24 protein-coding genes and 1 other RNA gene are annotated in these 22,516 nt (G+C 65.2%); 13 read left to right on the top strand and 12 right to left on the bottom strand.

What is annotated here, in order from left to right; all coding sequences use genetic code 11:
• Window positions 1-422: 422 nt before the first annotated feature.
• The 3 genes from ACSFDB_RS03480 to ACSFDB_RS03470 all read right to left on the bottom strand — a co-directional run bounded on the left by ACSFDB_RS03480 (window position 423) and on the right by ACSFDB_RS03470 (window position 2,787).
• The gene (locus tag ACSFDB_RS03480; protein WP_440769644.1) at window positions 423-1,577 is read right to left on the bottom strand and encodes a pyridoxal phosphate-dependent aminotransferase; all 1,155 of its coding nucleotides are present in this window, start codon (window positions 1,575-1,577) and stop codon (window positions 423-425) included.
• A gap of 127 nt (window positions 1,578-1,704) precedes the next feature.
• Window positions 1,705-1,920: a hypothetical protein gene (locus ACSFDB_RS03475; protein ID WP_440769643.1), complete on the bottom strand. Its 216-nt coding sequence runs from the start codon at window positions 1,918-1,920 to the stop codon at window positions 1,705-1,707.
• A gap of 201 nt (window positions 1,921-2,121) precedes the next feature.
• Window positions 2,122-2,787: a MaoC family dehydratase gene (locus tag ACSFDB_RS03470; RefSeq protein ID WP_440769642.1), complete on the bottom strand. Its 666-nt coding sequence runs from the start codon at window positions 2,785-2,787 to the stop codon at window positions 2,122-2,124.
• Between the two features lie 223 nt (window positions 2,788-3,010).
• Here ACSFDB_RS03470 and ffs point away from each other — a divergent pair.
• An RNA gene (gene ffs / locus ACSFDB_RS03465) (signal recognition particle sRNA) lies at window positions 3,011-3,322 on the top strand.
• Window positions 3,323-3,606: 284 nt separating this feature from the next.
• Window positions 3,607-4,404 carry a LolA family protein gene (locus tag ACSFDB_RS03460; protein ID WP_440769641.1) on the top strand — a complete coding sequence of 266 codons (798 nt, stop codon included), beginning with the start codon at window positions 3,607-3,609 and terminating at the stop codon, window positions 4,402-4,404.
• A gap of 39 nt (window positions 4,405-4,443) precedes the next feature.
• On the opposite strand, the gene ACSFDB_RS03455 is transcribed toward ACSFDB_RS03460, so the two are convergent.
• The 3 genes from ACSFDB_RS03455 to ACSFDB_RS03445 all read right to left on the bottom strand — a co-directional run bounded on the left by ACSFDB_RS03455 (window position 4,444) and on the right by ACSFDB_RS03445 (window position 6,124).
• Complete coding sequence (locus tag ACSFDB_RS03455) at window positions 4,444-5,373, bottom strand: mechanosensitive ion channel family protein (protein WP_440769640.1); 930 nt, start codon at window positions 5,371-5,373, stop codon at window positions 4,444-4,446.
• Window positions 5,370-5,618: a YhbY family RNA-binding protein gene (locus ACSFDB_RS03450; protein ID WP_440769639.1), complete on the bottom strand. Its 249-nt coding sequence runs from the start codon at window positions 5,616-5,618 to the stop codon at window positions 5,370-5,372. The genes ACSFDB_RS03455 and ACSFDB_RS03450 overlap by 4 nt, the downstream gene beginning before the upstream one ends.
• 227 nt (window positions 5,619-5,845) lie before the next feature.
• Window positions 5,846-6,124, bottom strand: coding sequence for a ribonuclease P protein component 4 (locus ACSFDB_RS03445; protein WP_440769638.1), 279 nt, complete (start codon window positions 6,122-6,124; stop codon window positions 5,846-5,848).
• 150 nt (window positions 6,125-6,274) lie between these two features.
• Between ACSFDB_RS03445 and ACSFDB_RS03440 the strand changes: the two genes are divergently transcribed.
• The 6 genes from ACSFDB_RS03440 (at window position 6,275) to ACSFDB_RS03415 (ending at window position 14,071) form a co-directional block, all read left to right on the top strand.
• Entirely contained in the window at window positions 6,275-7,408 is a 1,134-nt protein-coding gene (locus ACSFDB_RS03440; protein ID WP_440770172.1) for a glycosyltransferase family 4 protein, read from the top strand.
• Window positions 7,409-7,525: 117 nt separating this feature from the next.
• Window positions 7,526-9,331: an ABC transporter substrate-binding protein gene (locus ACSFDB_RS03435; RefSeq protein WP_440769637.1), complete on the top strand. Its 1,806-nt coding sequence runs from the start codon at window positions 7,526-7,528 to the stop codon at window positions 9,329-9,331.
• Window positions 9,331-10,179: a phosphatase PAP2 family protein gene (locus ACSFDB_RS03430; RefSeq protein WP_440769636.1), complete on the top strand. Its 849-nt coding sequence runs from the start codon at window positions 9,331-9,333 to the stop codon at window positions 10,177-10,179. The genes ACSFDB_RS03435 and ACSFDB_RS03430 overlap by 1 nt, the downstream gene beginning before the upstream one ends.
• A 78-nt stretch (window positions 10,180-10,257) precedes the next feature.
• Window positions 10,258-12,066 carry an ABC transporter substrate-binding protein gene (locus ACSFDB_RS03425; RefSeq protein WP_440769635.1) on the top strand — a complete coding sequence of 603 codons (1,809 nt, stop codon included), beginning with the start codon at window positions 10,258-10,260 and terminating at the stop codon, window positions 12,064-12,066.
• Window positions 12,066-12,917, top strand: coding sequence for a phosphatase PAP2 family protein (locus tag ACSFDB_RS03420; RefSeq protein ID WP_440769634.1), 852 nt, complete (start codon window positions 12,066-12,068; stop codon window positions 12,915-12,917). The genes ACSFDB_RS03425 and ACSFDB_RS03420 overlap by 1 nt, the downstream gene beginning before the upstream one ends.
• The gene (locus ACSFDB_RS03415) at window positions 12,914-14,071 is read left to right on the top strand and encodes a glycosyltransferase family 4 protein (RefSeq protein ID WP_440769633.1); all 1,158 of its coding nucleotides are present in this window, start codon (window positions 12,914-12,916) and stop codon (window positions 14,069-14,071) included. Before ACSFDB_RS03420 ends, ACSFDB_RS03415 begins: the two co-directional genes overlap by 4 nt.
• Before the next feature lie 103 nt (window positions 14,072-14,174).
• Here ACSFDB_RS03415 and ACSFDB_RS03410 read toward each other — a convergent pair whose 3' ends face one another.
• On the bottom strand, window positions 14,175-14,597 hold the full coding sequence (locus ACSFDB_RS03410) for a hypothetical protein (protein ID WP_440769632.1): 423 nt from the start codon (window positions 14,595-14,597) through the stop codon (window positions 14,175-14,177).
• Between the two features lie 112 nt (window positions 14,598-14,709).
• Between ACSFDB_RS03410 and ACSFDB_RS03405 the strand changes: the two genes are divergently transcribed.
• Both ACSFDB_RS03405 and ACSFDB_RS03400 read left to right on the top strand, forming a co-directional pair.
• On the top strand, window positions 14,710-15,042 hold the full coding sequence (locus ACSFDB_RS03405) for a hypothetical protein (protein ID WP_440769631.1): 333 nt from the start codon (window positions 14,710-14,712) through the stop codon (window positions 15,040-15,042).
• A 170-nt stretch (window positions 15,043-15,212) separates the two neighbouring features.
• The gene (locus ACSFDB_RS03400; protein WP_440769630.1) at window positions 15,213-15,848 is read left to right on the top strand and encodes a hypothetical protein; all 636 of its coding nucleotides are present in this window, start codon (window positions 15,213-15,215) and stop codon (window positions 15,846-15,848) included.
• A 66-nt stretch (window positions 15,849-15,914) separates the two neighbouring features.
• Here ACSFDB_RS03400 and ACSFDB_RS03395 read toward each other — a convergent pair whose 3' ends face one another.
• The 5 genes from ACSFDB_RS03395 to nth form a co-directional block, all read right to left on the bottom strand.
• Window positions 15,915-16,322 carry a carboxymuconolactone decarboxylase family protein gene (locus ACSFDB_RS03395; RefSeq protein WP_440769629.1) on the bottom strand — a complete coding sequence of 136 codons (408 nt, stop codon included), beginning with the start codon at window positions 16,320-16,322 and terminating at the stop codon, window positions 15,915-15,917.
• A 258-nt stretch (window positions 16,323-16,580) separates the two neighbouring features.
• Window positions 16,581-17,405, bottom strand: a complete 825-nt coding sequence (locus ACSFDB_RS03390) for a helix-turn-helix transcriptional regulator (RefSeq protein ID WP_440769628.1) — start codon at window positions 17,403-17,405, stop codon at window positions 16,581-16,583.
• A gap of 123 nt (window positions 17,406-17,528) precedes the next feature.
• Complete coding sequence (locus tag ACSFDB_RS03385; RefSeq protein WP_440769627.1) at window positions 17,529-18,293, bottom strand: DUF2797 domain-containing protein; 765 nt, start codon at window positions 18,291-18,293, stop codon at window positions 17,529-17,531.
• Window positions 18,294-18,493: 200 nt separating this feature from the next.
• Window positions 18,494-18,733: a hypothetical protein gene (locus ACSFDB_RS03380; protein WP_440769626.1), complete on the bottom strand. Its 240-nt coding sequence runs from the start codon at window positions 18,731-18,733 to the stop codon at window positions 18,494-18,496.
• A 108-nt stretch (window positions 18,734-18,841) separates the two neighbouring features.
• A complete protein-coding gene (gene nth / locus ACSFDB_RS03375; RefSeq protein ID WP_440769625.1) occupies window positions 18,842-19,525 on the bottom strand; it encodes an endonuclease III in 684 nt (227 codons plus the stop codon).
• A gap of 151 nt (window positions 19,526-19,676) precedes the next feature.
• Between nth and ACSFDB_RS03370 the strand changes: the two genes are divergently transcribed.
• The 3 genes from ACSFDB_RS03370 (at window position 19,677) to ACSFDB_RS03360 (ending at window position 22,444) form a co-directional block, all read left to right on the top strand.
• The gene (locus ACSFDB_RS03370; protein WP_440769624.1) at window positions 19,677-20,888 is read left to right on the top strand and encodes a CBS domain-containing protein; all 1,212 of its coding nucleotides are present in this window, start codon (window positions 19,677-19,679) and stop codon (window positions 20,886-20,888) included.
• Between the two features lie 166 nt (window positions 20,889-21,054).
• Entirely contained in the window at window positions 21,055-21,930 is an 876-nt protein-coding gene (locus ACSFDB_RS03365) for a universal stress protein (RefSeq protein WP_440769623.1), read from the top strand.
• An 88-nt stretch (window positions 21,931-22,018) separates the two neighbouring features.
• Complete coding sequence (locus ACSFDB_RS03360) at window positions 22,019-22,444, top strand: universal stress protein (protein WP_440769622.1); 426 nt, start codon at window positions 22,019-22,021, stop codon at window positions 22,442-22,444.
• Window positions 22,445-22,516 lie beyond the last annotated feature (72 nt).

Below are 22,516 nucleotides of genomic sequence, written 5' to 3'. Positions count from 1 at the left end.
AACGGCTGCGCCCCGCTTTGTAATCCGCGCCTTCATTCGACCGTCGGTTGCGTTGTAGTAACTCGTAGCGCAGAGATGTTAGTTAGCGAACGCGGAGCCGTGTTCGATCGGAGTCGTCACAGTACGCGAACGTTTCCGCCTCGAGCGGTGACTCGTCGGTCGACGGGGCGTCGCTGGGACGGCGACGAAACGGCCGCTTGATCCTGTTTCGCCCGTATGGCGTTGCCGTTCGGTCGGGGTCGAGGGAGTAACGATCTCACACACCGGAACCGAATAACCTCGAATTCATCGCGAGCCGGCGACGATAACACGCCGTTGACGAATCGTCCGGAGACGGGTGGCTTCCACTATCTCGGTGACGGGGATCGCCTCCCGGGTCGTCACGTGTCCGACCGTTATCGACTGATTCACCAAACCGTCGCTCAGTACGTCTCCAACCCGGCCTCGAGTCGGTCGAACCCCTCGTCCAACCGCTCCATGGAGTTCGCAAACGAGAGCCGCAGTCGTCCCGGTTCGGACTCGCCGAAGCCGTCTCCCGGAGCGAGGACGACCCCGTGTTCCTCGAGCAAGTGTTTCGCGATCGAGAGGCTGTCGTCGTCGATGCCCGGGTCGAGGTACGCGTAGAACGCCCCCTCCGGCCGAGGACAGGAGGCACCCTCGATCCCCGCGATACGGTCGACGACCAGATCACGCCGTTCCCGAAACGCGCGATACATCTTCCGGAACGGCTCCTGCGGTCCCGTGAGCGCCGCAATTGCGGCGTGTTGGGAGACGCTCGAGGCGCAGGCGGTCGTCGCCTCGCGAACCGTAACTACGCGATCGACGAGGTGGTCGTCGGCCGCGAGCCAGCCGAGTCGCCAGCCGGTCATCGCGTACGTCTTCGAGCAGGAGCCGATGGTGATAACGTGGTCGGGGTGGCCGGTGTGGGCGGCGATCCCCTCCGGTTCGCCGTCGTAGGTCAGCCCGAGGTACACCTCGTCGGCGATGACGTAGGCGTCGTGGTCGGCGGCCGCTTCGACGACCGCTCGACACTCGGCCGGATCGTAGACGCGCCCGGTCGGATTCGAGGGCGTCGTGAGCACGACCGCGGCGGTGTCGTCGCTCATCGCCTCGAGGACGCGGTCGGCCTCGAGATCGAACCCCGATTCGGCCGGCATCGGGACCTCGCGGAACGAGCCGTCCGCGAGGTGCGCCTGGATCTCGTAGTTCGGCCACGTCGGTCCGGGAGCGAGGAGCTCCTCGCCGGGACCGACCGTCGCCATGATCGCCAGATGCAGCGCCTCCATCCCGCCGACCGTGACGACGATCTCGTCGGGATCGTGCTCGACGCCGTGATCGTGGGCGAGCATATCACCGATGGCGCGCCGACACGCCGGCAGTCCCGCGTTCGACGTGTAATGCGTTTCTCCTACTCGAGCGGCGCGCGCGGCGGCGTCGATAACGTGTTCGGGCGTGTCGAAGTCGGGTTCGCCGACCTCGAGCCGGACGAGGTCACCGTCGTGGCGCTCCGCGAGATCGAACATGACGCGGATGCTCGAGCGCTCGGCTCGGCGGACCCGTTTCGTCGGTCTGGGCATACGCTACGCAGACCGATGCGTTGCAAAAACGGTCGGGTGCCGGAAATCGGCGCGGGTCGCTCGCGCGAAAACGTTCGGGCCCGCGGGTAGCGAATTAGCCGCTCTCGTCTGATACTCGCTTCAGGCCTTAGTCCGACGGCCGTGGCACCGCCGGGCCACCGTCGTTCGTCGGCTCGCTGTTACCCGAGGGCGTGATCCGCTCGAAATCGCCGTCGCCACAGGTACACTCCTGGGAGACGCCGATGGGCCTGATCGTCCCGTCCGGCTTCTGCTCGGAGACGAACACCGACTCACAGGAGCGACACACGGCGACGATCCGCGACACCGATTCTGACCTACTCATTACGTACGAAAAGGACACGGAGGGGTATCACCATTGCTCCAAGGTATTTTGGCTGTGCGAAGGCGACACGAGGGCGAAACGGACGCGTTCACCGCTATCAGCTTCGAAAACGACGAAACGGCCGAAACGGAACGTCCCGACCCACAGCTATCGAATCGACGGCAGAGCGAAGAAATCGGAGGCGATACTCCCGACTCCCGATCACGCGTCGGGCGACTCTTGGATGACGACGATCGCTTCGCCGTCGATCACCGTCTCCTCGTCCGCGGTCTCGACCGTCGTATGAAGTCGGTAGCGGGTGTCGCCGAGCAGTTCGACGATCTCGCAGTCGGCCGTGACGGTCTCGCCGATTTCGACGGGCGCGTGGAACTCGAGGTCCTGTGAGAGGTAGATCGTCAGGCCGGGAAACCTGGCGAGTGCGGCGCTGATCGTCCCGGCGACGAGCGTGCCGTGGGCGATTCGGCCGCCGAACTGAGTCTTTTCGGCGAACGACTCTGCGAGGTGGAGTTGGTTGGTGTCGCCGGAGACCTGCGCGAACGCGGAGACGTCGGTCTCCTCGATCGGTTTCGTAAACCGGACGTAGTCGCCGACTGCGAGGTCCTCGTACTCGTCGGTCGAGCGCTCCATCAGCCAGGACTCGTCGCCGAAGGCGACTTCGGTGACCGGAGCGTCGACCGTCTCGGGTTGCTGCCGTGCGGTGAGCGTCCCGGTAGGCCCGCCGGACGACGGCGAAAAGCCCATCGCGGCGAGGAGGGCGTTGTTGGCTTCGACGTAGCTGTTGGCGACGTGTTTCGACACGCTCGACCAGTGTTCGTTCGGCGGTACCCCGGCATCGGTCGCATCGGACTCCGGACAATTACTACTCATGAGTGCTCGAGTGCAGCGGATCGCGAACCGTTCGGAACGTCGGGACGGATCACGAGAGGTGTTCGTTCGCTATCGTCTTTCAACCGTTGCCAAAGCACGTTGGGTGTTCCGACACCGCGATTCGAGCGGACGAGCGTTGCGTTCGGTCTCCGTATCGGACACACCACCGCGCCCGCCGGCGATTCGGGAGGCGAAAGGTCCTTAAGTTCCACCCCCCTACGTAGGGATGGATAGGTCGGGCAGTTTGGCCCTGCTCGTTACCCGCGCTATGGTCATTAGCGGGGACCAAACACCGCGGGCGTCCGGTCAGACCGGCCGGGGCCCCGGGAGCCAACAGAGAAGCCTCGTCCGTCGGGGACAGCGGTCTACGGTGGCCGTCCGCAGGGACGTCCCATCGTGGTTAGCCGGCGACAGCCCATCAGGCGCGGAAGCGAGCAGTGGACCGCCGGACACCTGTCGCTCGACGGGTCGCGGGGTGGAGAAGGCAACCGGGATTCCCCCGGCCGGAACGCCGGGCAACCGCGGCTTCCACACTCATACTTCATACAGTTGATCTCCGTGAGCGACCGCGTCGATCGAGAACGCGGAGACGGTACTGCTCGGAGACAGACTCTTCCGAAGGATCGCATACCACTCACAGCGTTCGGCGTGCACTCTCGACCAGAGAACGGCAGTCACAGACCGTCGGTACCCGACGCACCCGGGCGTTCGTCTCCGGTTCGTACCCGGTGCCCGTTCGACCTGATTCGCAGGGTAGCCGATTTTCGTTCGTCCACGAAATAACAAAGCTTAGGACTACTCTCTCGTATTACCCGTTCTATGGCGTCTCGTCGATTCAACGCTGTTCTCGGAGCGCTCGTGATTCTCGTTCTCATCGGGGGCTGCATCGCGTTCTCTCCGTCCGCAAACGACGACCCCGAACCGGACGATCCCGACCCGGAGGCGCTATTCGAGAGCACGTACGTTTACGGCGATACTCTCGAGGATGTTTCCGGCGAGATGACGATCGAGATCACCGGCGGTAACGAGACGGTTTCCGAAACCGTTCGCGTCCACGAGCGACCGTACGTCGATTACTACGAGGAGGTGCTCGAAACGACGGAAGCCGATCAGGACGGCGCCATCTTCGCCTCGAACGCGTCGGGAGCGTGGTGGTACTATCCCGAGTCGTCGCTCGCCCAGCACCACGAGGCCGACGAACCGTTCGAGAGCGACGCCGTGCGGTCGGATCGCGCCGAGATGGCCCAGATGCACCTCGAGTGGTACGACCTCGAGTATCTGGGCGTCGAGACGATCGCCGATCGAGAGACGCACGTGCTCGACGTCGATCTGAACGAGGAGGCGGTCGCGGACGGCATTTCGGTCCTCATCGGGAGCACCGAGTACGTCTACGCACTCGAGACGGTCGAGGCGCCCGACGAACTCAACGTCGTCGAGCAGACGGTCTGGGTCGACGACGAGTACGACTACCCGGTAAAAGAACGGATGGTCTTCGAGATCGGCGGTGAACGGTACGAGATGACCGAGGAGTTCGACACGGTCTCGTTCAACGAGGGGCTCGCCGACGAGACGTTCGAGTTCGAGCCGCCGGAAAACGCCACGATCGAATCGCGGTAGCCGAAGACGACAAGAAAACGTATCGCTACGGCCGGTGGCTCACTCGGCCGTCTGGCCGATCCGTTGTCTGTTCTCGAGTTGCAGTCCGCCCTCGAGCGTGCGGACGGGGTAGGGGATGTCGATCCCTTCCTCGTCGAAGCGTTCCTTGACGGCCGTGACGTACTCGCCGCGGGTGCGGACGAAGTCGGCTCGCGAGGGGTTTTCGATCCAGAACCGCGACTGGAGGCCGACGTCGGAGTCGCCGAGTTCGGTTAGCCGGACGGAGGGGGCGGGATCGTCCATGATGTCGGGGTGGCGCTCGGCTTCGTCGACGATGATCTCGGTCGCCTCCTCGATGTCGTCGCCGTAGCCGATGCCGAAGACGAACTTCAGGCGGAGCTTCCCGCCGTCGACGGGGTTTTTGAGCACGCTGTCGGTGAGGTTGGAGTTCGGAACCGTCAGCAGTTCGTTATCGAACGTTCGAACTCGCGTCACGCGCAGGCTGATGTCCTCGACGGTGCCCGAGTAGGTGCCGTCGTCCCACTCGATCCAGTCGCCGATGCGGAACGGTTTGTCGGTGTAGATGAACACGCCGGCGACGAAGTTCGCGATGACGTTCTGCATCGCCAGCCCAATCGCGAGCGCGCCGGCCGCGGCGATCCCGGCCATGGAGACGAGGAAGTTCCCGAAGCCGGCGAAGCCGAACGCGACGGCAATCCCGAAAAAGAGGATGCCGAAGCGAGTAAGCATCAGCAGGGGATTCTGGGCGTGTTCGTCCAGCTCTCGCCTGTCGAGGGCTCGGCGGATGAGGGGGATGACGAGGAGGCGGCCGACGAACCAGATTACGGTGAGGGCGAGGATGAACCGAATGATACTCGCCGCGCTCGCGGCGACGGCCGAGTCGACGTACGGGAGCCCCAGCTGCTCGAGTCCGCGACCGATCGGTCCGAGTCCGTCAGCTTGGAGGAGAGATCCAGCACCGATACTCATCGATGGACCACCGCCGTGTGCCCGCGCGTGTCGATCAGTTCGGCGTTGACGCGGTCGGCGAGGTCAGCTGCTTTCTCCTCGGTCGAACTGCCCGCACGGGCCGCACGGAGGAATTTGACTTTGACCAGGTTCTCGTTCGAGAGCTGATCGTCGAGTTCGTCGACGACCGACTCGAGGCCGCTCTTGCCGACCCAGACGGTGACGTCGAGGTCGTGCGCTTCCTGCTTGAGCGTCTGTTTATCCATGGAATAGCCTAACGAACCGAGCCGTTTGAATCTTCTCGAATCGGAATGTCGACGTTCCGTGTACACACGGTCATAGAACAACCGTCGCCAAGAGGCGTAACAATCCGATCGCGTCGATCGGTTGGTCCGTCTCCGTCGGTAGATCGACCCGGTTCCCCGGTTGATCAGACCGCACACTGGCCGTTCAAGCGGGGTTCGCTCCGGGCGTTCCCACCGCTCGTCCGCACTCAATCCTCGTACGGATACCGAGCGTGAGCCCCGCAGTCGCAGGTGATTACGACGTGGCCGTCTTGGAGTCGAACGCGGGCGTTCACCCCCGGACGCAGGTACGCGTCGCAGCGATCACAGGTGAACCGCCGAAACTCTCGGGGGAGCGTCAGCCGGTTCCGTTCCGCGACGCGCCGGGCGAGTCGGACGTAGTAGCGCGCTCGGTCGTCGTTTCGATTCGCCGCCGCCGCTCGAGCCAACTCGTGGAGGCGCTCGATCCGTTCGGCGGCGATGTCCATACCCCGTCTTTCGGCGGTTCACATATCGGTGTTGTGCTCTCCGCTCCGAGCGCTCACCTCGCGTCGGTGTCGGCGACGAGCGTCGGGCGACCGTCACGGCAGAGACCGGGAGGGTTTTCGTCGGCACCTCGAATGTACCGATCCGTGAGCCTGCGCGTGTTGCACTACCTCGAGTGTGCCTCGCTACTCGAGCGCAGCGGAATCAGCACGGCCGCCGAACAGCAGCGAACGGCCGTCGAACGAGTCGCTGGCGGGTCCGAATCCGAGTCCGACGGCGGGCGCGATGGGGCCGATCCGGGTCCCGAATCCGACTCGAGACCGACGATCGAACTGGTAACCGATCCGTGGGACGGATCGCCGCGGTCGCTGCTGTCGCGGCTCCGTCGCGGGGAGTCTCCGGTCATCGACTACGACGTCGCTCACTGCCACGCGATCGGTCCGGGATCGGTCGCGGTCGCCAGACACGCAACGCGAACCGGCCGGCCGCTGATTCTCCACGCCCACGTCACCCGCGAGGACTTCCGGGAGAGCTTTCGCCTCTCGAACGCGCTTTCGAGACCGCTCGGTCGCTATCTGCGACGATTCTACTCGCAGGCCGACCTCGTGCTGTGTCCGAGCGAGCAGACGAAACGTCATCTCGAGGCCTATCCCGTCGACGCGCCGATCGAGTCGCTCACGAACGGCGTCGACCGCGACTCGCTGGCGGGCCACGAGCGGTTTCGCGATCCCGCCCGCAAGCGCTACGATCTCGAGGGACCGGTCGTCTTCGCGCTCGGCAACGTCTTCGAGCGCAAGGGGCTGTCGACGTTCTGTCGACTGGCACGGCAAACCCCCTACGAGTTCGTCTGGTTCGGTCCTTACGACGACGGCATCCGTGCGAGTCGGACGGTCGAGTATTGGACGGCCAACCCGCCGGAAAACGTCACGTTCACCGGCTGGATCGAGGACAAACGACGCGCGTTCGGCGCCGGGGACGTGTTCTGTTTTCCGACCCACGCCGAAAATCAAGGGATCGCCGTCCTCGAGGCGATGGCCTGTGGCAAACCCGTCGTCCTCCGGGATCTACCGGTCTTCGAGGAGTTCTACACTCACGGCGTCGACTGTCTCAAGTGTCAGACCGAGCGGGAATTTCGGGAGGCGATCGAGCGACTCGTCGCCGATCCCGACCTCCGGGCTCGTCTCGGAGCGAACGCCCGCCAGACGGCTCACAGGCACGCACTCGAGCGCGTTGGTGAGCGTTTGCTTCCGATCTATTGTCGAGTTATGCGGCACCAAACAACATAGGTGGCGCGAATCTCTGCGAAAAGAACGACGATTGAAAAAGTTTTTGACGACTCACCATAGTCGATCGTAGTGCGCAATATTGTTATATATCAACAGCAAATGGGTGTAATAGACTGAATGAACCGTACTACAACTGATCCGGTCGACGGCGTCGATCGACGCTCCGTCCTCGCTGCAGGTGCAGCGGGGCTCTCGCTCTCCCTGAGCGGCTGTATCGACAGCGTTCGCAGCGTCGTCACCGGTGAGGAAGACGACCAACTCTCGCTCTCCATCGTCACGGTCCCCCGCGACGACAACCGAGAAACCGTCCAGATCGCCCGCCATCTCGAGTCGAACCTCCAGGCAGTCGGCATCGACGCGGATCTCACGGTGCGCTCTCGCTCCGAGTTTCTCGAGATGACCCTGATCGATCACGACTTCGATCTCTACGTCGGTCGCCACCCCGCGGATTTCGACCCGGACTTTCTGTACGAGGCCCTCCACTCCACGTACGCCGACGAATCCGGCTGGCAGAACCCCTTCGGGTTAACCGTCAGGGAGATCGACCGCCTCCTCGAAGAGCAGCGGCTGGCGGACCCCGACGACCGGAAAGCGACGATCGAACCGCTCTTAGAAGAGATCGCCGTCGAAAAACCGTTCGAGCCGATCTGTCGGCCCACCGAGTACCGGGTGGCCAGCGATCGGTTCGAGGGCTGGGACGACAGCCACCTCGCGACCCGACGCGGCTACCTCGGGCTCGAGCCGGACGACGACGTCGAACGACTGAACGCCCTCGTGACCGACGCGCGACCCTCCCGTAACGTCAACCCGCTCTCGGCGACGGTTCGCGAGCGAGGAACCGTCGTCGACCTCCTCTACGACTCGCTCGGAACCCTCGTCGGTGACGAGATCCGACCGTGGCTCGCCGAGGGCTGGGAGTGGGACGACGAGACCGAGGACGACGGGACGGCCGCAACCGTCACGCTCCGGGAAGACTGTACGTTCCACGACGGTGAGCCGGTCACCGCCGCGGACGTCGCGTTCACCTACGCGTTCCTCGAGGACACGTCGTACACGAGCGCCACGCATCCCTCGCCGGCGCCGCGCTACCGGGGTCACGTGAGCGCGATCGACGAGATCGAGACCGACGACGAAGACGAGTACACGCTCCGGATCTCGTTCGACGCCGGTCGAGAGGTCGCCGAGCGAGCGCTGACGGTTCCGATCCTACCGGAGCACGTCTGGTTAGCGGAGCTCAACGACCGCATCGGCGACATCGACGACTTCTCCGCCCCGCAGGGGCGCTGGGGAATCGTCACCAGCGACGCGATCGATCCGATCGGCAGCGGTCCCTACCAGTTCGAGAGTCAGTCCGAGCGCGACCACCTGACCCTCGAGCGCTTCGACGACCACTTCACGCTCGACGAGGACGACGACACGCTCGACGCGGACGTCCACCTCGAGCCGACCGTCGACGAGATTCGGTTCACCGTCGACCCCGGGAGCGTCTCCTCCATCGAGCGCGTCGCGAGCGGCGGCGCCGATCTAACGGAGTCGATGCTCGAGGCGTTCTCGCTGGCCGACATCCCCGAAGACGACGGGATCGAACGCTACGACGACGACTCGTGGACGTTCTACCACCTCGGCTTCAACACGCGGCGGATGCCGTGTGGTGACTTCCGCTTCCGACAGGCGGTCGCACAGCTGATCGACAAGGAGTGGGTCATCGACGAAGTGTTCTTCGACGAGGCCCACGCGGAGCCGCTGGCGACGCCGGTCACCGACGACTGGACTCCGGACAACCTCGAGTGGGATAGCGACGACGACCTCGTCACCCGATTCCTCGGCAGCGACGGCGAGCCGAACGTCACGCTCGCACACGACATGTTCGAGGAGATCGGCTACCGATACGACGAGGACGCCGGGCGACTGAGGCACAACTGATGCTCACTGAGGTATTGACGCGAGTCGCGGTCGTCGTCGGGATCATGCTCCCGATCTCGATCGCGCTGTTTATCGGTCGCGAACGGCTCGAGACCACGTTCACCGAGTGGCGCGACCGCCTACGGATCTCCGGCCCGGTGCTCGTCGTGTTGGGAATCGCGTTGGTTCTCAACCGGATGATGCGACGGAGCGACCCGGATATTGGCTTCCACATGACCTCGGCGATCCGGGACATCGAGGGCGAGTTCATCCTGATCTTTCAGCGGGTCGCCAACTCCTATCTGACGGAGTACTTCGCGTGGATCTACGTCTACGGCTACACCTACCTGCTGATCTTCCCGGCCGTGGCGTACTTCGTGCTCTCGGACACCCGCATGTTCCGTCGGCTGTTGACGGCCTACACGCTCAACTACGGGCTCGGGCTCGTCCTGTATCTCCTGGTCATCGCCTACGGGCCGCGAAACATCTTGGCGGGCGAACTCGAGACGGTCCTCTACGACCACAACCCCGAGTACCAGCACCTCACGCGGGAAGTCAATCGGAACACCAACGTCTTCCCGTCGCTGCACACGTCGCTCGCGGCCACGGTCGGCATCTTCGCGTACCTCTCCCGCGACGAATACCTGAAGTGGTTCCCCGTCGCCGTCGTGCTCGCGGTCAGCGTTATCATCTCGACGATGTACCTTGGCATCCACTGGGCGATCGACGTCGTCGCCGGACTCGCGCTCGCGGCGCTCTGCGTCTGGCTCTCGGACGTCATCGTGGGTCGGTGGTCGTTGTCGTCGGCGTTCGGTCGGCTGACCGGCTCCGACGAGGCCGACGGGTCCGATGGGGTCGACTCGGACTAACTCGTTCGCGGCGCGTCTCGCCGCCCGCCAACGCAATACTGTTATACCACCACCGGCGAACTGTGACAAACGATTCGAATGAGTGAGCGTGGAGCTGCGTCGGTCGACACCGAAGGCGAGAGACGGCGTGGCGGTCGGTCGCCCGCCATCAGCCGTCGGGCCGCACTGGCTGGCGCCGCCGGTCTCACGATGGCGACGAGCGGCTGTCTCAGCCGGTTCCGAAGCATCGTCAACCGTGACGATATCGACCAGCTCTCGCTGACTATCACGACGCTTCCCGCCGACGGCGACCGGGAGAGCATCCGGCTGGCTCGAGAGATCGCCACCGTGCTCGAGACCGCCGGCGTCGATACGGCCATCGAGATGCGCTCGAACGAGGAGTTCCTGCGGGCGATCCTGATCAACCACGACTTCGACGTCTACGTCGGCCAGCATCCGGGCGGCATCGATCCGGACTTTCTCTACGAGTCGCTGCACTCGCTGTACGCCGACGAATCCGGCTGGCAGAACCCCTTCGGCTTTACGAACCTGCTGGTCGACGACCTGCTCGAGGAACAGCGAGCGGCCGACGGCGAGGAACGCCGCGACGCCGTCGAGACGATGCTCGAGGCGCTCGCCGTCGAACAGCCGTTCATCCCCGTCTGTACGCCGACCGAACACCGACTCGTGCGAGCCGACCGGTTCGAGGGCTGGGCGGACGGCCACCTTGCGACGCGAGGAGGCTATCTCGGCCTCGAGCCGCTGACGGAGGAAAGCGGCGAGCAGCTTCGGACCGTCCACATGGACGCTCGACCGTCACAGAACCTCAACCCGCTGACCGCCGAGTATCGCGACCGGGGAACGATCACCGATCTGCTGTACGACTCGCTTGCGACCGAGACCGTCACCGCTGACGGCGACAGTTCGCTCGAACCGTGGCTCGCCGAGGACGTGGAGTGGGTCGACGAGTCGACGCTCGTCGTCGAACTCCAGCCCGACTGTACGTTCCACGACGGCGAGTCGCTCACCGCGAGCGACGTCGCGTTCAGCTATCGCCTTCTCGCGGACACCGCGCTCGGGGGCGACGGCTCGCCCGCGCCGTCACCGCGGTTTCGGGGCCGGGTCGCGGCGATCGACGACGTCGAGGCGACGGGCGAGTCCACCCTCGAGTTCGCAGTTAACGCGGGCCAGGCGGTCGGCGAACGGGCGTTGACGGTACCGATCCTTCCCGAGCACATCTGGCGCGACCGCACGGGCGAGGCATCCGTTCGCGGCGTTCGCGTCGCACAGGGGACGACCGAGGCGGTGGTGACGAACAACTTCCCGCCGATCGGCAGCGGACCGTTTCAGTACGCCGATCGTTCCGAACGGGAGCACGTCACGTTCGAACGGTTCGACGACCACTTCACGCTGCGCGAGGACGTCGACCGCCCCGAGCCGACCGTGGACGAACTCCGCGTCCAGATCGATCCGCGGAGCACGTCGGCGATCCAGCTGCTCGAGGACGACGCCGCCGACGTTACGAGTTCGGCCCTCGAGACCTACGTCGTCGACGACATCGAGGTGAGCGAGGACGTCGAACTCGTCGAGTCGCCGTCGTGGACGTTCTACCACCTCGGGTTCAACGCGCGCAAGGCACCCTTTAGCAACCCGCGATTCCGCCAGGTCGTCGCCCGGCTGCTCGACAAGGCGTGGCTGGTCGAGGAGGTGTTCGACGGCCACGCGAGCCCGATCGCGACGCCCGTCACCGAGGAGTGGGTTCCCGACGGACTCGAGTGGGACGGCGATGACCCCGAGCTGCCGTTTCTCGGCTCGGACGGCGACCTCGACGTCGAGGCCGCGCGGGCGGCGTTCGAAGACGCCGGATTTCGGTACGATTCAGACGGCAACCTCCGGGTGAGACACTGATGTTGGTACAGGTGCTGATACAGTTGGCCGTGGTCGTGACGCTGCTGGTGATCGTCTCGATCGGGCTCTTCGTCGGCCGCTACCGGCTCCGCGAAACGCGAACTGAGTGGCGAGGGCGGATTCGGGCTGCCGCACCGATCACGGTCGTGCTCGCCGTCGTGTTACTGTTCAACAGCGTCGCCAGACAGATCGTTCCCGACCTCTCCTGGATGATTGGCTGGAACCTGACGTGGGCGATCTACGACATCGAGGGCCAGTTCATCCTCTGGCTGCAGGATCAGGCGACGCCGTGGCTGACGGCGTACTTCTCGTTTATCTACATCTACGGCTACGTCTTCTTGCTGGTGTTTCCCGTCGTCGCCTACTTCGCGCTGTCGAACACGCGGCCGCTGCGGGAGCTGTTGGCCGCGTACACGCTGAACTACACGCTCGGGCTGGTGCTTTACATCTTCGTCATCGCCTACGGGCCGCGGAACATGATGCCCGAACTCGTCGAGGCGCTGCTGTACGACACGTACCCGCAGTATCAACACCTCACGCGTCAGGTCAACCGGAACACCAACGTCTTCCCGTCGCTGCACACCTCGCTCGCGGCGACCGTCACCTTCCTGGCCTACCGCACGCGGGACGTCTATCCGAAGTGGAACGTCGTCGCGATCCTCCTCGGGGTCTCGGTCGCGATTTCGACGATGTACCTCGGCATCCACTGGGCGATCGACGTCGTCGCCGGGATCGTGCTCGCGTACGTCAGCGTCGAGCTCGCACACCTTCTCGTCGGGCGCTGGTCGCTTTCTGACTGGGTCGACGGCCGCGTTCCCTCGATCGGCGGCCTCCGCAACCGCGACTCGTGACGTACCCACAGATCGCCGTCTTCACGGATAGCTATCTGCCGACGATCAACGGGGTGACGTACACCGTCCGCAACTGGCGCGACCGGTGGCTCGAGCGCGGCGGCCGGATGGCCGTCGTCTTCCCGAACGCGCCCGGCTACGATCCCCGGGTGGGAGAACACGCCGTCCGGAGCTTGCCGTTTCCGTGGTACGACGGCTATCGGCTCGGCTGGCCGCGAGTTCCCGCCAGCCACGACCTCTCGCGGGCGGACGTCGTTCACACTCACACCCCATTCGGTCTCGGGCTCGCAGCCCAGCGACTCGCGCGCCGCGCCGACGTGCCGCTCGTCGCCTCCTATCACACGCCGACGGCCGAGTACGCGCGGTATCTCCTGCCGTCGGATCGTCTCCGGAGCGTCGAAGGGCTTGCGCGACGCGGTGCGCTCGCATACGAACGTCGGTTCTACGACCGCGCGGATGTGGTTCTCGCGCCGTCGGAGACGACCCGTCGCTACGTCCGCGAGTCGGTCGGCATCTCGACGCCGGTTCGCGTCGTCCCGATGGGCGTCGACCTCGAGCGATTCGAACCGGTCGACACCGCCGCGTTTCGGGAGCGTCACGGACTCGAGCGAGACGCACCGCTCATCGGCTACACGGGCCGTCACGGTCACGAGAAACGGCTCGAGGATCTGCTCGACGCCGTCGCCGGAGCAGCCGATCGCACTGACACTCCCCTCGAGTCCGCTACCTTCGTACTGGCCGGCGACGGTCCCGCCCGCCCGTCGCTCGAGCGGCGGGCCGCTGCGCTCGATTTCGACGTCCGATTCCTCGGCTTCCTCGATCGGGACGAACTGCCGGCGCTCTACTCGGCGCTCGACGTCTTCGCCTTCCCCAGCCCCGTCGAGACCCAGGGGCTGGTCGCGCTCGAAGCGATCGCCTGCGGGACGCCGGTCGTCGGCGTCGACGCGGGCGCGCTCGCCGAGACGGTTTCGGCCGGCGAAACCGGTTACCACTACCCGGTCGGCGATTTGGCAGCGTTTCGACGCGCGCTCGAGCGAGCGCTAGACGAGCGCTCCAAACTCGCGTCCCAGTGTCTCGAGCGTCGGGAGTCGGTCGGTCTCGAGCGATCGGTCGACCGGCTTCGGGACGCCTACGCGTCGGTGAGCGGTCGGTGAGCCGTTGCTGTGGCTGTGCGACGAGGCGAGTGCTGTGAGTGGAGGATAACGCGAGCGCAGCGGCTGTCGGCCCATCGAAACGAAAGTCGCAGGAGTAGCGGCGTTAGTTGTCCTCGAGCGCGTCGGCGATCCGCTTGAGCGCGCGCGTCTGGTCGCGCATCTCGTCGCGCAGTTGTCGGACCTCCTGGACGAGTTCCTCGTTGCCGACCTCTTCGCCGCGGCCGCCGGGACCGCCCGGGCCGCCGCCCATCCCGCCGGGGCCGCCTGGTCCGCCACCCATCATGCCGCCCATCATCTGTGCGAACGGGTTGCCGCCACCGCCCATGCCGCCGGGGCCGCCGCCACCGCCGCCGAACGGGCTCTCCGGCGGTTCACCCTCGCCTTCACCCTCTTCGGCGCGCTTTTCGCGAATCTCCTCGACTCGCTCGCGGAAGGACTTCTCCTCGCCGTCGTCGCTACCGTTATTGGCTTCGTTTTCGTCGGACATACCCTCGGATTCTGTACCGCCGCGGAAAAGGATTGCCATGTCTCGGACGGCGCGACAGTCCTGCGGGCCGTCCAGTTGCCGGGGGGGCCGTCGTCGGCACGAGGCTGTTGCCGGCACAAGAACGAACCGACTCGGCGCGATACTCCTTCGCATGGCAGACGAACACGCTGATCGAGAACCGATCGTGAGCGAGGGACGGTACGCGGTCGTCGCCGACGACGCGGACGCCGAGTACCGACTCGTCGTCGAGGGCCACGAGGGCGGTCTCCCGCTCCCCGAGGGGGAGCTAGACGACCTCGAGACCGTCGTCTCGCGCTTTCGAAATGCACATCACGATTCCGGAAGCACCGAAACGGAGACGTCGGATTCGGTCGAACTGGACTGCCACGAGTGCGGGAAGACGTGGACCTACACGGGGTCCGAGGAGCACGCGGCTTGTCCGAACTGCGAGACCGAAGTCCCCGTAGCGGGGATCGGTCCCTGACGGCGGTCGTGCGGTCACCGGGTCCGCGTCGGCCGCGAGGCGACCACGAGCACTCAGGCCGAACCCTTGTACCGAGCGTCGACTAAGCCGAGATCATGACACCAAAACCGACGGCAAGCAGCGTGATGGACGGCGTCGATACTGTCGACTCGAGCCGCGAGTGATCCCGCGTGGCTCGGACACTCACTAGACGGCAGGCGATCGCGGGAGTCGGGAGTACGCTGGCGGTCGCCGGGAGCGCGGGCGTCGCCGGTGCGAGCGAGCAGCCCGAAGACGCGGTTGTCGATATCGACCGAAGCGGCGATGCCGACTACCCACGTTGTCTCTACAAGCCTGACGCCGACGGCGAGTGGAACCCCGTGATGCCGATTAACGTCAACGCGCGGGCGACGGGCGACGTATCGGCGGTCGACGCCGTCGAAGACGGTTTTTCCGGACTCTCGTACCTCGAGTGGACCCGCGTCTTTCCGGACGCGACGGCCAAAGCGTGGAACGGCGAGGAAGGGACACTCGTCCCGCCGGATCACTCCTTTCGGCGGCCTCGGCTGGGCGACGGGTGGAACCACGTCCACGTCTGGGCGGTCGACGAGGATCGGGCCGCGATCCACGCCCACCTGGATGTGGTCGATCTCACCTCCACACACCTCCACCGGGGCGATCACTACGACGACGCGGCAGAGGAGGTCGTGGACCACCTGGGTGGGGACGGCTGGGACCGACGGACACCCTACAGCATCGACTACGGAGTTAGCGACGGGCGACGCGAGGCGTGGGGCGAGACGGGCGATGTAAAACTCGAGTACTGAACGGGGCAGACGCTCCTCGCCAAATAGTCGGGAACGCGGATTCGAGACCGGCCGAGGGTGGCCGGTTCAGTCGTCGGCACCGGCAGCTGCGGCCTCCTGTTCTTTGAGGTAGTCGACGATTTCGTCCGTCTCGTCGACGAAGTCGTCGAGCTCGATTTCGCTGCCGTGAAGCACCGTCGAGAAGTACCGGGTCGTTCCCGCAATAGTGACCGTCTCCTCGAGTTCGTCGTCCGAGACCTCCGCGAGACGCGCCTCCTCCCGGTGGAAGTGAGAGCAGTAGGGACAGCCGACCGCCGCCGCGACGCCGACGCCGACGAGGGCCTTCTCCCGCGGGGTCAGTTCGGTCTCCCCAAGCGTGAGGTCCCGAAAGATCCCCCAGCTGTGGTCGCTCGCCGGCTCCGCGAGCTGATTCATCCAGCTCGGTACCTGTCCGAGCGTCTGTTCGATCTCCTGTTGGGTTTGCGTTGATACCATGATGTCTCTCCGCCGGAACGGGCTACGACGACCGAGAGGAGATAGGCATCTGTTGCCCACTGGGCAGTCACTGCCCGGCGTGCAGTCGGTGACCGTCGCAGATCGGGATCCGGTGTACCGTCTCTTGCTTCGGTTGACCCGGAATCGACCAGTGCCGTAACGGTGTTCCTATCGACGGTATCGACCAACGGCGTGGCGGCGTTCGCTACCTGCCGCTCCGATCGTCGTACTCAGTTCCTCGCCCGAGACGGCAGGCGCTTACTCGAGAAGTGACTCCTCCGCGAGCGGGCTCGCGTCGCGTCGGTAAGCCGAGTACACCGACTCAGCCCACTCCCAGGCCGCCGGGACGTCGGTGTCGATCAGCACCCGGACCGATCCGGTGGCCTGATCGTAACAGCTGACGGCGATTCGATCGTCGAACAGCCCCACGCCGTACGGCGGTAGCTCGTCGTGCAACAGAACCGCGAAATTGCCGCTCTCGAGGGGTTCCGAACAGTGGTCCGGGTACGTCGAGAGGATCCGGCGCGCGACCGCCGGCGGGTCGATGATCTCCGTCTGCATGCCGTCGACGATCCGGCGTCGGAGCACGTCCTTGGACGGCTCGAGCACGGCGATATCTGAGCCGACGAACCGAAAGGTCTCCGTCTCGTCGAGCAGCGCTGCGAACCGATTGACGGGTCCGTAGGGCGCGTCGGGTTCGGCGACCGTCACGACGGCGTCGGCACAGACCTCGAGCGTGAACCCGCTTTCGTCGCCCGGCAGCCAGTGCCAGACGTCGCGGAGGGATCGCTCGGTTTCGATCCGGCCGATCAGCTCCTCCATCGCGGACGCGATGAACGCGCCCAGTTGCGTCGTCTCGTAGCGGTGGCCCTCGCGTCGAATCCAGTTGCGCTCTTCGAACGCCCTGACCGTCCGTCGCATCGTCGACGACGAAACGCCGGTCAGCTCCCAGAGGTCGGATCGAGTTCGCGGGCGGTCGCGCAGAGCGACAAGCGTCCGAACGCGGTGTTCGGACCGCGCGAGGTACGCGATGTCGTCGATCGGCGACCCCATCGTGCCGGTTTTCTTGTCACTCAGAGCCATGCTAGTCGTATGCATACCAGCGGTATAGCTGTTCTCGGTGTTACGGTGACCTGACAGAAAGCCGTACCGTCGCGGTATCTCCTCCCTGCTGTGATTTCGACAGCGGTCTATCGGTGCCGTCGCTCAGCCGAACGAGCCGAGCGACGACTGGAGATCGCGGCTCGTCGTCCCCTCGGTGACGTCGTAGCCGACGAGGTCGCGCATATCGACGGCGTAGGTCGTCCCGCCGTTCTCGAGGACGAGCAGTCGTCCCTTCACGCCGACGACGGTTCCCGACGCGATCGTTTCGGGAACCGGCTGGCTCTCGAGGCCGAGATCGTAGTCGAACACGAATCGCTCGCAGACGTCGAACTCGGCGAGGGCCGCCTCCCAGGCCTCGCGGTCGACGCTCGAGGCGAGCGAGCCGACTTTCGTCGGCGTCCGGACGCGATCGACCAGCCGCTCGGCGATCTCGGCCTCGATCTCGCGGGCGATTCGGCCGTTCGAGACGGTGTGAATATGGGCCCCGCGGTCGGCCCCCTGCTCCCGGAGGCGGGTCTCGAGCCGCCGAGATTTGGTGACGCCGACTTTGAACGTGTCGGGGGCGAAAGCGGCGATGTAGACGGCGTGTTCCTCGTAACAGTCCATCTCGTCTTTCAGGCAGGTGCCCGTACAGCGCGCGCAGATCCAGGTGCTGGTGTGGTACTCGCAGTAGGGCGTCGACGGCCGGTCGCAGGCGACGTGTTCGGCCTCGTCCGCGCTCCAGTCGATGGTTCCGGCGCAGTGGCGCCCCTCGAGCGAATAGGAGAGGGTGTCGCCGGGCTCGAGGCGGCGTCGCTCGAGGGAGTCGCCGTCGCTGCACAAGAGCGCGGCGCCGCGGCCACTCGGTTCGTAGCCGACCAGTTGCACGCGTCGGGGTAGGGGGCGATTCGGGATATACCGTTCGCCTTCTCGAGATCTCGCGGTTTAAGATCTAGCCACGGCTATCCGGGTTCGACAGCGACGGCTGACTCCCTCGAGGCATCGGTAGCGAGAAAAAACGCGAGCGCCGGCATCGGCGGGTCGTCGGCTTGCGAGCGTCGCAACGACGAGCGCGACTCGAGCCGCGATTAGCTGTTGTGCGGCTCCTCGTCGCGGTGATTGTCCGGGTTCTCCTGTTCGCGAGCGTCGCCGACCCGGTCGTCGGACCGATGCTCGATGTCCTGGCGTATCTCCTCTTCGTCCTGGCGCTTGCGGGCCTCCATCTCTTCTTCGGTGAGTCCCTCCTCGTCGTCCTCGGTGTCTTCGTGTGCCAGTTCGACGTCCCGCCCGTGCTCGTCTTTGCCGGTCTCGTCAGTGCTATCGGACATGCTGATCCCGGATGGGAGTACCGTCGGTCCCTGAAAAGGCGTTGGGCTTGCACAGGTCGGCGGCGTGATATGGGGGGATGTGCGTCGGACGGCACCCCGTTCGACCGACTACCAGGGCTCGCCCGAGGCGAGATCGATCTCGCTGTCCCCCTTCTCCGAGGGACAGATATCGGCCAGCACGCAGTCGGCACAGTCGGGGTTTCGCGCGTCACAGATCGCGCGCCCGTGGTCGATACAGAGATGGGTGAACTGCTGCCAGTAGCCCTCGGGGACGATCTCCATCAGCTCTTGTTCGATCGCCTCCGGGCGCTTTGCCTCGGTCAGCCCGAGTCGACGCGAGAGCCGCTGGACATGCGTGTCGACGACGATCCCCTCGACGACGTCGTGGCCGTGCTGGAGGACGACGTTGGCCGTCTTTCGGCCGACGCCCGACAGCTCCGTCAGTTCGTCCATCGTATCCGGCACTTCTCCGTCGTGCTCCTCGAGGATGATCTCACAGGAGGTTCGAATGTACTCGGCCTTGCTGTTGTAGTAGGTGATCGAGTTCAGGTCCTCGGCGAGTTCCTCCTGGGGCGCGTTGGCGTAGTCTTCGGCCCCGTCGTACTTCTCGAAGAGTTTCTTCGTCTCCTTGTTCACGCGCTCGTCGGTACACTGCGCGGAGAGGATCACGGCGATCAACAGCTCCAGTCGGTTCGAGTACCGAAGCGAGATGGTCGAATCCGGATACGCCTCCTCGAGGCGGTCGACGACTTCCTCGGCCTGCTCCGTGCGGCTCTCGAGCGGGGTTCCCATGAGCGGTTCGTTGCGAGAGCGGCCATTTGAGCGTATCGGTCAGCGGTCGTAGAGCGTGCGCCGGTGATCGTCGACTGTTGAGTGTTGCGTATACAACACGGGCGCGGGAACTGTCGACAACAGATATCTCCCTTCGCCCCGTCTCTCGAGCATGGACTTAGCGGATATCGTCGACCGGGAGTTCGACACGTACGACGAAACGACGCCGGTCTCGAAGCTTCGCGGCTCGTTCGAAGATGCGGACCGAAAGGCGCTGCTCGTCACCCGCGACGGCGAGTTGGAGGGCGTCGTCACGCGCCGAGACGTGCTCTCCTCACACGAGAAGACATCGCGGAAGGCTCGTTCGCTCGTCCGAGCCGTCCCCTCGGTTACCGCCGCCGACGACGTTCGCGAGGCCGCACGGCTCATGATCGCGGGCGACACCAGACTGTTGCCGGTTTTCGAGGATGAAGCGCTCGTCGGCGTCGTTCGGACCGACGACCTCCTTCGGACGGTCCAGCCGTTTCTCTCCGTACTCGAGACGGTAGACGTCGCGACGACGGAGATCGTGACGATCGAAGCGACGACCTCGCTGGGAAAGGCGCTCGCGACGTTCAGAACCGAACGCATCGAGCACCTGCCCGTCGTCGCCGAAGGGACCACCGACGAGGTCGTCGGAATTGTGAGCCTCTACGACGTCCTCGAGTTCGTCACGAGGGAACTGCAACGCTCGCAGGGTGGCGACCCCGACGGACACATGGACGCGAGCGCGGGCGGCCACCACGGCGGCTTCGGCGCTCGCGAGGGCGAGAGCGCCGACCTCCTCGAGTTACCGGTGCGGAACGTGATGGTCGACACGCTCGGGACGTCGAGGCTCGACGAAACGCTCGACGACGTACTCGAGACGATGCTCGAGTTCGGCGCCTCCTCGTCGATCGTCACTGACGACAACGGCTCGCTGGTGGGCATCGTCACGAAGACGGATCTGCTCGAGTCGTTGACCTGGTCCGAGGACCGACGGCTCTCGGTCCAGGTGTTCGGCAGCGAGCTGATGACGGATACGACTCGGGAGGGACTCGCCGAGCGGATCGAATCAGTGACCCGCAAGTACCGACAGCTGCGCGTGCTCGAGGCGAAAGTGCACTTCAAAGCGCACAAGGAGCGACTTCGGGGCATTCCGCTCGTGTCGGCCCGAGTCCGACTCTACACGGACAAGGGACTGTTCATCGCCTCGGACGAAGGCTACGGCGACAAACACGCGTTCTCGCTCGCGCTGAACGCGATCGAACGCCAGATACTGGAAGGGAAGACCCACGGCCGAAGCAAGAAGCCGGCCGATCCCGAGGAGGCGGCGAACGTGTACGGCTGGTGGCTGAGCGAGTGATCGAGGGCCACCAGGAACCGGCGACAGATTCGGATACCTGACACCTGAAGTCGGCGGTTCGAGACCCTCGAAATTCGATCGCGACCGAGCGCCCACCGCCGCAGTCTCCCACTCCGTACGCGACTGAATACTATAATGATGGGATACGAATGACACGCTGAAGACTATGCCAGACGAGACAGTGGATACCGACGGCACGTTGCTGGTTCCGATCGCGAACGCGGAAACCGCCGACCGCCAGCTGGAGACGGCGATCGATATCGCGGCGGATCGGTCGTACCGCATCCTACTCGTGTACGTTCTCGACGTTCCGTCACAACTATCGCTGCATGACGGCCGACGATACCTGCTCGAGGACGACGTCGAGGACATGCTCGCCGAGGCGGCGGCGCGCGTCGAGTCCCGTGGAATCCCGGTCGACAAACGGATTCGTCTGGCTCGCGGCGTCTCGGCGGGGATCGTCGGCGCCGTCGAGAAGTACGACATCGAGGCGATTCTGATGGGCTGGCGCGGCCGCCCGCCCCGACAGGACGTCATCTTGGGATCTCACGTCGACAGAGTGCTGCGCGACGCCGACTGTGACGTCCTCGTCCAGCGGATCAAGACGCCGAGGCCGGACGACATCGATTCGATTCTCGTTCCGATCGCCGGCGGTCCGCACAGCGGCTTCGCCGCGGAGACCGCCGCCTCGATCGCTCGGCGACACGACGCGTCGATCACCCTGTTACACCTTCGCGAGTCGGACGACCCCGACCGGTCGCGCGAGGACGCACAAGCGCTGCTCGCCGAAACGGCGGCCGAATTCGACGACGACCAGTCGGTCGAGCGCGCACTCGTCGAGAGCGAAACCGTCGCGGGGACGATCACCGATTGGACGACCCGACACGACGTGACCGTTCTCGGCGTCTCGAGAGGCGGTCTCATCCAGCGTGCGCTCCTGGGAACCGTCTCCGAAGCGGTCGGCAGACACGCCGCCGGCACGGTGATCCTGGCAAAGCGGTACGATCCCGTTCCCTCTCGCCTGCGGCGGCTACTCCCGTAACGGGTGGCTCGCCGCACGGTTTGTCACGGCCACGGACGAAGTCCACTCTCGGAGGGAGAACTATACCTCGAGACCGAGTAGGACGACTATGGCCGACCGAATCCTCGTCGGGTACGACGGCTCCGACCCGTCGGCGGCGGCGCTCGAGTACGCCCTCGAAACCTTTCCCGAGGCGACGATAACGGCGCTATACGTCGTACAGATTCCGGCGGGAAGGGTTGCGGCGCTCGAGGGACCGGAGCTGCAGCTCCCGCTGAGCGAGCGAGGACGCGAACACGCTGCGGGCGTCCTCGAGGGCGCAGTAGAGCGTGCGACCGAACAAGGCCGGGATCTCGAGACGGAGATCGCGACCGGGAAACCCGACCACCGACTCGTCGAGCACGCGGTCGACGAGGGCTATGACTCGATCGTCGTCGGAAGCCACGGTCGGGACGGTGTCTCGCGACTGCTACTCGGCACGGTCGCCGAGTCGGTCGTTCGCCGAGCACCGATGCCCGTCGTCGTCGTCCGGTAGGATGGAGACCCGGTCGACGAACGTACGCGGTCGCGCCACGCTCGTCGGCTGAGTGGGGTGGGGTTTTTTCTG

Origin of the sequence: Natronorubrum amylolyticum (assembly GCF_052040145.1) — an archaeon.
GTDB lineage: Archaea > Halobacteriota > Halobacteria > Halobacteriales > Natrialbaceae > Natronorubrum.
This window is presented reverse-complemented; position numbering and strand designations above follow the sequence as displayed.